We start from the raw sequence: 8,312 nt of genomic DNA on the forward strand, positions 1-8,312 counted from the left end.
GGCGTGACTCCTGCCTGGTCGGATCCTGAGAAGCTGGGAGGCGTCTGTCGGAACGACCTTGGAGATGTCGATGGCCTGGTTCCTGGTGGAGATCACGTACGTGCAGGAGAAGCTGGCGGACGTGCGTCCCCGGCACCGGAAGTTCCTCTCCGCCCTCGCCGACCAGGGCGTCGTCGCGCTCGGCGGCCCGCTGGGCGACGGCTCCGGCGGCATCTCGATGTACCAGGCGGCCGACGAGGCCGCGCTGCTCGACGTCATCGACCAGGACCCGTACCACCTCGAAGGTGTCGTGGCGGAGCGAACCGTCCGCGAGTTCAAGCCGGTGATCGGCGCCTGGATCCCGAAGGAAGACTGAGCTCTCAAAGATCGAGGGTGACCGGCTCGCGTTCGACGCAGACCCGGACGCGGTCGCCGGTCACCGTCGGCAGTTCGCACGTCCCGCAAAACCCCTGGCGGCACGAATAAGCGATACCGGGCACGGTCTCGCGCAGGACGTCGAGCGCCGACCGGTCGGCGGGCACGTCCAGGGTCACGCCGCTGCGCGCGAGTTCGACGCGGAACGGCTTGCCGCCGACGATCGGCGGCGTCGAGAACCGTTCGAAGAACACGGGCCCCGAGCCGTGCAGCGCCGCGTCCGTCCGGACGCTCACGATCATCGGAACCGGGCCGCAGCAGTAGATCGGGGCACTCTTCGGTGCCCCTTCGAGCAATTCCGCGCCCGACGCGGGGATCCCGTAGTCCGTGTCCGGCCGGATCCAAACGCGGTCGCCGAATTCGGACAATTCCTCCAGAAATGGCATCGAAGCCTCGTCGCGACCGGTGTAGACCAGTCGCCAGTCCGCGCCCGAAGCGGCCGCTTGCCGCACCATCGGCAGGATCGGCGTGATCCCGATACCGCCCGCGATGAACAGATACGCCGGGCTCTCGACGAACGGGAAGGCGTTGCGCGGGCCGCGCCCGGTGATCCGCGCCCCCTTCTTCAGCGCGTGCATCGCCGTCGATCCCTCGCCGAGCAACCGGACCCCGACGCGGTAGGCCGAGCGGTCGTCCGGGTCGCCGCACAGGGAGTACTGCCGGACCAGGCTTGGCCGCGGCGAGAGATCGATGTGCGCGCCGGGACGCCACCGAGGCAGCGGTTCGCCGCGTTCGTGCACCAGCCGCAGGACGGCGACGCCGTCCGCCTGGGCGCGGAGGTCGTCGACGACCAGCGGGAGGTCACGGTCGACGGCGACCACAGGCGGACGGCGACGGCCGCTCACCCCGCTGAGCCTGCGGTAGAGCGCGACGACACCGGTCAGCGACGCCATCGCGCGGTCGGTGCGCCCGCTGCCGTCGAGCCGCAGCGGCCTCGGCGGTGTCATCACCGGGGTTCGTCGGCGGCCAGCGCGGCCGGAGAGCTCGCGAGGTACGCGACGGCCTGATCCGTGTTGCCGGTTTCGGTGGGGTGATAGGACTTCCGGAAGTACGGCCGGATCTCGCGCCGCAACTGCCTGCCCGACGGCAGCAGCCCGAGCTTCGCCACGCGCAGGTAGGTCCGGAAACTCGTCTTGCCCGGCCGGGTCGGGTCGTTCTTCATGAGGAACGTGGTGCCCCGCAAGAAGACCCAAGCGAGTACCGGCGTCACCACGAGCATGCTGCGCACACGGCGCGCGTAGCGGCCGTCGAGGTGCATGAACAGATCGAAGGCGACCGAGCGGTGCTCGACTTCTTCGGCGCCGTGCCAGCGCAGGAGATCCAGCATCGTCGGATCGGCGCCGGCCTTGTCGAGCGCTTCGGCGTCGAGGATCCACTGGCCGAGGAACGCCGTGTAGTGCTCGATCGCGGCGATGACGGCGAGCCGTTCGATCAGCCATTCCTCGCGCCGTTTGGCGGAAAGCTCACGGTCGCCGAGCAGACGGCGGAACATCCACTCCATCTGCGCGATGTACGGCCGCACGTGGACGCCCGCGGCTTCGAGGTGTTCAGCCGCGCCGTCGTGCGCCTCGGCGTGCATGGCCTCCTGGCCGATGAAGCCGAGGACGTCCTCCTTGAGCCGCTCGTCGCGGATCAGCGGCACGGCCTGCTTGAACACCTCGACGAACCAGCGTTCGCCCTCCGGCAGTGCGAGATGCAGCACGTTGATCGTGTGCGTCGCCTGCGGTTCGCCGGGGATCCAGTGCATCGGCAGGGACGCCCAGTCGAACTCGACGTCGCGGGCGTGCAGGACGATCTGCTCGTGGTCGGTCACGATGACCTCCCGCTGAGTTCGTAGTCGCTCGCGTCGACCTTGCGGGTGTCGAGCCAGTAGCGCCAGGTGAAGCCGGGCCAGATCGTCCGGTTGACGCCCTTCGCGTCGAGGTACCAGCTCTTGCAGCCACCCTGGGCCCACACGCCCTTGACGAGTTTGTCCTGGATCTCGCGCTGGAACTTCTCCTGCACGCCGGGGCGGACGTCGAGCGCGGCGGCGCCCCGCGAGTCGGCGAGTTTGATCGCGTCGACGACGTACCGCGCCTGCGACTCGATCATGAAGACCACGGAGTTGTGGCCCAGCGCGGTGTTCGGGCCGAGGAGGAAGAACAGGTTGGGGAAACCGGCGACGTTGATGCCCTTGTGCGTGTGCATCCCCTCGGTCGCCCATTCCTTGGCGAGGTCGCGGCCGTCGATCCCGGTGATGTCCAGGTATTCCAAGGCATCCGTGACCTTGAAGCCGGTGCCGTAGATGATCGCGTCGACCTCGTGCTCGACACCGTTCCCATCGACGACGCCGTGCGCCTTGACCTCGCGCACGCCTTCGGTGTTGACGTCCACATTGGACCGATCGATCGCCGGGTAGTAGTCGTTGGAGATCAGCACCCGCTTGCAGCCCATGGTGTAGTCCGGGGTGACCTTCTCGCGCAGCTTCGGATCCTTGATGGCCTTGCCGATGTGGCGCTTCGCGATCACCTCGCCGGCCTTCATGATCGCGGGGTGACCGTTGAAGCCGACGGCGCGCACTTCGAGGAACCAGTACAGCGCGTTGCGGTAAAGCCGTTGCACACCGGGGATCCGGCGGAACGCGGTCTTGGCCCAGCCCGGCATGGCGTGGTCGGGTTTCGGCATGATCCACGGCGGCGTGCGCTGGAACAGCGTCAGCTCGTCGACCTCGGGGGCGATCTTCGGGACGAACTGGATCGCGCTCGCGCCGGTGCCGACCACGGCGACCTTCTTGCCGCGCAGGTCGTACTCGTGGTTCCACTGCGCCGAATGCCAGGTCTGGCCCTTGAACTTCTCGATCCCGGGCAGCGTGGGCACCTGCGGGATGTGCAGGCCGCCGACGCCGGAGACCAGGAACTGGGCCTCGAACTCGCCCGACTTGGTGTGCACGTGCCAGCGGCGTGCGGTGTCGTCCCAGGTGGCGCCGGTGAGCTCGACCCCGAAGCGGATCTTGCGCCGCAGCCGGTACTTGTCGGTGACGTCCTTCAGGTACTGGAAGATCTCGGGGGCGGGCGAGAACGACCGCGACCAGTCCGGGTTCTGCTCGTAGGAGAACGAGTACATGTGGGACTGCACGTCGCAGGCGCAGCCGGGGTACGAGTTGTCGCGCCACGTACCGCCGACTTCGTCCGCCTTCTCCAGGATCACGTAGTCGGAGATCCCGGCCTTTTCGAGCTGGATGGCCTGGCCGAGCCCGGAGAATCCGGTGCCCACGATCACGACCTTGAATCGCTCGGTCATCTGCGCCCTCCACGTCGAGGCTTTCTTGCGCAGATGACGTTACCTGAAGTAACAGTTACTTGCTAGTACTACCTACCCGTCAGTACGTGCCGCCGAGTTTCGTGTGGTCCCAGCTGACGATCTTGGTGGGGCGGAAAATCAGCCCGATCCGCTTCGGGGCCTGCTTGCCGATGAATCCGGACAGCTCGTCGGGCACCGGGTCCCCGGGCTTCGCGCCCGCGTACCGCTGCATGAGGCTGATACCCATTTGGGTGACCACAGCCGTATCGGTGATGACCTCGACGTCGGCTTCGAGGGAGACCCCGCGCAGCTTCTCGTAGCTCTCACCGTCCTCGATGAGCACGGTGGCGCGGGGGTCTCGTTCCAGGTTCTTCGCCTTCTGGGACGTGCCGTAGGTCCAGGTCGCGACGCCGGACTCGTGCGGGTAGTACCAGAGCGGCGCCAGATGCGGGCGGCCGTTCGGACCGATCGTCGCGACGTTGATGACCTTCTGCTCGTCGAGGTAGGCGGCGAGTTCGTCAGGTGACATGCGGATCTGGTCGCGACGGGACATACGTCAGCCCTTTCGTGTGGCGGCCCGGCCTGCCTGACCGGTCACTGAAGATTCGTACGCCCCGCGCTCCTTGATGTCCATGAGCGCGGCGGCGTCGGCCTTCTTGATCCGGCCCTTCGCGCCGATCTCGATGATCGGCGGCAGGAACGCGCGGATCAGCTTCAGGCCGCCGACCCAGCGGGGCACGTGCACGGTGCGGGCGCGTTTGTTGACCCCGGCCTGGAGGTGGTCGAGCGCGACGGACAGCGGGTAGGTCTTGCCGAGCAGGCCGGGCATGCCGGCGCGGAGCTTGCCGAAGACCGGGTGCTGGTCGGCGCTCTCGACGAGGTCGGTGCGGATCCAGGTGGGGTGCGCGACGCCGACCTTCACGCCGAGGTGGGCGACTTCGGCGCGGAAGCTGTTGCAGAACGCCTCGACGCCCGCCTTCGCGGCGGCGTAGTTCGCCATGCCGGGCGCGTGGGTGATCGCGGCCAGGGAGGAGATCGCGAGCAGGTAGCCCTTGCGGTCGATGACATGCGGAAGGGTGACGCGGAAGGTGCGCCAAACGCCCAGGAGGTCGACCTCGATGACCTTCTCGAAGGCGGCGGGATCCACCGACCGGACGAAACCGGAGGTCGCGATGCCGGCGTTCGCGATGACGATGTCGATCCCGCCGAAGTGCTCGACGACGCCCGTGGTGGCGCGTTCGAGGTCGTCCCAGCTGGTGACGTCGGCTTCCCACGCGTGCGCGCTGGGGCCGATCTTGTCGGCGACCGCCTGCTGTTCCTTGGCTTCGATGCCGACCAAGGCGACCTTCGCGCCCTGCGCGGCCAGGCGCTCGGCGAGCCCCGCGCCGATGCCCCTCGCGGCGCCGGTGATCAGGACGACCTTGCCGTTCACGCTGTTCTTGGCCACGTTGCCTCCTCGTCCGAGCCCTAAGGCTTTCGGACGGTACCCCAACCTACCCGGAGTAAGCTACCCGCAAGTAAGTCCGCGTTTCGTCCTCTGGATGCGGTAGTTCGTGGTGCCAACTACCGCATTCAGAGGACGAAACGCGAGGGTCGTCAGCTTCCGGAGGCGGCGGTGAGGGCGTCGACCTCCTCGGTGGTCAGCGCGAGGTCGGCCGCGGGCAGGAGGTCGTTCAGCTGCTCGACCGAGCGGGCGCTCGCGATGGGCGCGGTGACGGTCGGCTGCGCGAACAGCCACGCGAGCGAAACGGCCGCGACCGGGACGCCGCGGGAGGCCGCGACCTCGTCGAGCGCCGCGAGCACCCGCTCGCCCCGTTCGTCCAAATAGGACGAAGCGCGAGCGGCGCGTGGGCTGTCCCCGAGGTCGTCCTTCGAGCGGTACTTTCCGGCGAGGAAACCCTTGGCCAGCGAGAAATACGGTAGGACGGCCAGGCCTTCGCGCTCGACCGTCGGCGCCAGATCCTGCTCGTAGTCCCGCTCGACGAGGTTGTAGTGCGGCTGCAGCGCGACGTACTTCGCCAGCCCTTCGCGGTCCGAAATGGACAGTGCTTCGCTCAGCCTTTCGGCGGAGTAGTTCGACGCCGCGACGTAGCGCACCTTGCCCGCGCGTACGAGCGCGTCGAAGGCTCGCATCGTCTCCTCGACCGGGGTGTCCGGATCGTCGATGTGCGCGTAGTAGAGGTCGATGTGATCGGTACGGAGCCGCCGCAGCGAGTCTTCGGCCGCCGCCGCGATGTTCGCCGCCGACAGCCCCTTGCGCTGCTCCCACATACCGGTCTTGGTCGCGATGACGACGTCGTCACGGCGGCCGCGGTTGGCCAGCCAGTCGCCGATGATCGTCTCGGAACCGCCTTGGGAGTACAGGTCGGCGGTGTCGATGAAGTTGCCGCCCGCCGCCGTGTAGGCGTCGAGGACGGCGAAGGACTGCTCCTCGTCCGCGGTCCAGCCGAAGACGTTGCCGCCGAGGTTGATCCCACGGACGTCGAGGTCGGTGTTCCCGAGTTTCGCCATGGTTCGAACATAAGGGAAGACATCGCCCGCCCGTGGTGTTGGCTCGGAACATGGGAATCGAACTCGGCAGGATCGGCATCTGGCAGCACGAATCCGTCTTCACCCCGGAGATCGCCCGTGAGCTGGAAGAACTCGGCTACGGCGCGATCTGGCTGGGCGGCTCACCGGACGGCGACCTCGTGAAGGCGGAGGAGCTGCTCGACGCCACGAAGACGATCAAGGTGGCCACCGGCATCGTCAACATCTGGAAGGACGACGCGGTCACGGTCGCCGAGTCGTACAAGCGCATCGAGGCGAAACACCCGGGCCGTTTCCTGCTCGGGATCGGGGCCGGGCACCGCGAGCACACCGCCGAGTTCAAGAAGCCGTACACGGCGCTGGTCGAGTACCTCGACGCGCTCGACGACGCCGGGGTGCCGGTCGAAGGCCGCGTTCTCGCCGCTCTCGGCCCGAAGGTGATCAAACTCGCAGGAGACCGCACGGCGGGAGCCCACCCGTACCTGATGACGCCCGAGCACACCCGCCAGGCGCGCGAGATCCTCGGCGAAGGACCGCTGCTCGCGCCCGAGCAGAAGGTCGTCCTCGAGGCCGACCCGGCGAAGGCCCGTGAGATCGGGCGGCCGGGCGTCCAGTTCTACCTGAGCCTCGTCAACTACACGAACTCCCTGCGGAAACTCGGTTTCACCGACGAAGACCTGGCAGGCGAGGGCAGCGACAAGCTGGTCGACGCGCTGGCCGTCCACGGCGACGCCGAGACGGTCGCCCGCGGCGTCACCGCGCATATCGAGGCCGGGGCGGACCACGTCAACATCCAGGTACTGAACCAAGACCCCCTGCCGGTCTACCGGGCGCTCGCCGCGGTCCTCCTCTGACGCGACGGCTGTAGGCACCTCCCGGCCGACCTCGTACGATGCGGCCGAGAGGTGCACCAGCCTGCTTCGAGGAGGAGTAAACGATGCCCATCGCCACCCCCGAGGTCTACGCGGAGATGCTCGACCGGGCGAAGGCGAACGAATTCGCCTACCCGGCCATCAACGTGACCTCGTCGGAGACCCTGAACGCCGCCATCCGCGGGTTCGCCGAGGCGGAGAGCGACGGGATCATCCAGTTCTCCACCGGCGGCGCGGAGTTCGCGTCCGGCCAGAAGGTCAAGGACATGGTGACCGGTTCGGTCGCGCTCGCCGAGTTCGCCCAGGTCGTCGCCGCCAAGTACGACGTGAACGTCGCGCTGCACACCGACCACTGCCCGAAGGACAAGCTCGACGGCTTCGTCCGCCCGCTGATCGAGATCTCGGCGGAGCGGGTCAAGAACGGCCAGAACCCGCTGTTCCAGAGCCACATGTGGGACGGCTCCGCGATCGACCTCGACGAGAACCTCGAGATCGCGCAGGAGCTGCTCGCCAAGGCCGCGGCCGCGAACATCATCCTCGAGGTCGAGATCGGCGTCGTCGGCGGCGAGGAAGACGGCGTCGAAGCCGAGATCAACGAGAAGCTGTACACCGCCGAGGGCGACTTCCTGAAGACGATCGACGCGCTCGGCTCCGGCGAGAACGGCCGCTACCTGCTGGCCGCGACCTTCGGCAACGTGCACGGCGTCTACAAGCCCGGCAACGTGAAGCTGCGCCCGGACGTGCTCAAGGGCGGCCAGGAGGCGGCGTCGAAGAAGCTCGGCCTCCCGGCGGGTTCGAAGCCGTTCGAGCTGGTCTTCCACGGCGGTTCCGGCTCGCTGCCGGAGGAGATCCGCGAGGCGGTGTCCTACGGCGTCGTGAAGATGAACGTCGACACCGACACGCAGTACGCCTTCACCCGGCCCATCGCGGACCACTTCTTCAAGAACTACGACGGCGTCCTGAAGATCGACGGCGAGGTCGGCAACAAGAAGGTCTACGACCCGCGTAGCTACCTGAAGGCCGCCGAGGCCGGCATGGCCGCGCGCATCGTCGAGGCCGCCCAGTCGCTGGGCTCCGCCGGCAAGAAGCTCTGACCTTCCCGCATTTAGGGGTCCTAACAGAATGAGTGGGCTTTGAGTCTGCGCCAGCAGATGATGGCGCAGCCGAGGGTGAGGAAGCCTTGGTGGAGGTCGTCGCGGACTTCCCAGCGGATGCGCA

Annotated in this window: 9 protein-coding genes; 3 read left to right on the plus strand and 6 right to left on the minus strand. The window is 67.7% G+C overall.

Features of this window, described 5'->3' with window-relative positions; all coding sequences use genetic code 11:
* The first annotated feature begins 70 nt into the window (after nucleotides 1-70).
* Nucleotides 71-355 (plus strand): YciI family protein, encoded by a 285-nt coding sequence (locus ACSMFO_RS30020; RefSeq protein ID WP_436461332.1) that lies wholly within the window; start codon nucleotides 71-73, stop codon nucleotides 353-355.
* Nucleotides 356-359: 4 nt separating this feature from the next.
* Here the strand turns inward: ACSMFO_RS30020 and ACSMFO_RS30025 are convergent, their stop codons facing one another.
* From ACSMFO_RS30025 to ACSMFO_RS30050, 6 genes are all read right to left on the minus strand, one after another.
* Nucleotides 360-1,361 (minus strand): PDR/VanB family oxidoreductase, encoded by a 1,002-nt coding sequence (locus ACSMFO_RS30025; RefSeq protein ID WP_436461333.1) that lies wholly within the window; start codon nucleotides 1,359-1,361, stop codon nucleotides 360-362.
* A complete protein-coding gene (locus ACSMFO_RS30030; RefSeq protein WP_436461334.1) occupies nucleotides 1,361-2,227 on the minus strand; it encodes a metal-dependent hydrolase in 867 nt (288 codons plus the stop codon). The genes ACSMFO_RS30025 and ACSMFO_RS30030 overlap by 1 nt, the downstream gene beginning before the upstream one ends.
* Nucleotides 2,224-3,693, minus strand: coding sequence for a flavin-containing monooxygenase (locus ACSMFO_RS30035; RefSeq protein ID WP_436461335.1), 1,470 nt, complete (start codon nucleotides 3,691-3,693; stop codon nucleotides 2,224-2,226). Before ACSMFO_RS30035 ends, ACSMFO_RS30030 begins: the two co-directional genes overlap by 4 nt.
* A gap of 79 nt (nucleotides 3,694-3,772) precedes the next feature.
* Nucleotides 3,773-4,246, minus strand: coding sequence for a pyridoxamine 5'-phosphate oxidase family protein (locus tag ACSMFO_RS30040; RefSeq protein WP_073845806.1), 474 nt, complete (start codon nucleotides 4,244-4,246; stop codon nucleotides 3,773-3,775).
* A 3-nt stretch (nucleotides 4,247-4,249) separates the two neighbouring features.
* Nucleotides 4,250-5,140: an SDR family oxidoreductase gene (locus ACSMFO_RS30045; protein WP_436461336.1), complete on the minus strand. Its 891-nt coding sequence runs from the start codon at nucleotides 5,138-5,140 to the stop codon at nucleotides 4,250-4,252.
* Between the two features lie 149 nt (nucleotides 5,141-5,289).
* Complete coding sequence (locus ACSMFO_RS30050) at nucleotides 5,290-6,204, minus strand: aldo/keto reductase (protein WP_436461337.1); 915 nt, start codon at nucleotides 6,202-6,204, stop codon at nucleotides 5,290-5,292.
* A gap of 50 nt (nucleotides 6,205-6,254) precedes the next feature.
* On the opposite strand from ACSMFO_RS30050, the gene ACSMFO_RS30055 reads away from it, so the two are divergent.
* Nucleotides 6,255-7,076: an LLM class F420-dependent oxidoreductase gene (locus tag ACSMFO_RS30055; protein ID WP_038521533.1), complete on the plus strand. Its 822-nt coding sequence runs from the start codon at nucleotides 6,255-6,257 to the stop codon at nucleotides 7,074-7,076.
* Nucleotides 7,077-7,159: 83 nt separating this feature from the next.
* Entirely contained in the window at nucleotides 7,160-8,188 is a 1,029-nt protein-coding gene (gene fbaA, locus ACSMFO_RS30060; protein ID WP_038521530.1) for a class II fructose-bisphosphate aldolase, read from the plus strand.
* Nucleotides 8,189-8,312: the final 124 nt, after the last annotated feature.

This window comes from Amycolatopsis sp. w19, assembly GCF_051373225.1.
GTDB classification, from domain to species: domain Bacteria; phylum Actinomycetota; class Actinomycetes; order Mycobacteriales; family Pseudonocardiaceae; genus Amycolatopsis; species Amycolatopsis japonica.

Coding starts and splice junctions, on each gene's coding strand:
- fbaA (WP_038521530.1), top strand. CDS start 7,160: ATGCCCATCGCCACCCCCGAGGTCTACGCGGAGATGCTCGACCGGGCG.
- ACSMFO_RS30050 (WP_436461337.1), bottom strand. CDS start 6,204: ATGGCGAAACTCGGGAACACCGACCTCGACGTCCGTGGGATCAACCTC.
- ACSMFO_RS30040 (WP_073845806.1), bottom strand. CDS start 4,246: ATGTCCCGTCGCGACCAGATCCGCATGTCACCTGACGAACTCGCCGCC.
- ACSMFO_RS30020 (WP_436461332.1), top strand. CDS start 71: ATGGCCTGGTTCCTGGTGGAGATCACGTACGTGCAGGAGAAGCTGGCG.
- ACSMFO_RS30055 (WP_038521533.1), top strand. CDS start 6,255: ATGGGAATCGAACTCGGCAGGATCGGCATCTGGCAGCACGAATCCGTC.
- ACSMFO_RS30035 (WP_436461335.1), bottom strand. CDS start 3,693: ATGACCGAGCGATTCAAGGTCGTGATCGTGGGCACCGGATTCTCCGGG.
- ACSMFO_RS30025 (WP_436461333.1), bottom strand. CDS start 1,361: ATGACACCGCCGAGGCCGCTGCGGCTCGACGGCAGCGGGCGCACCGAC.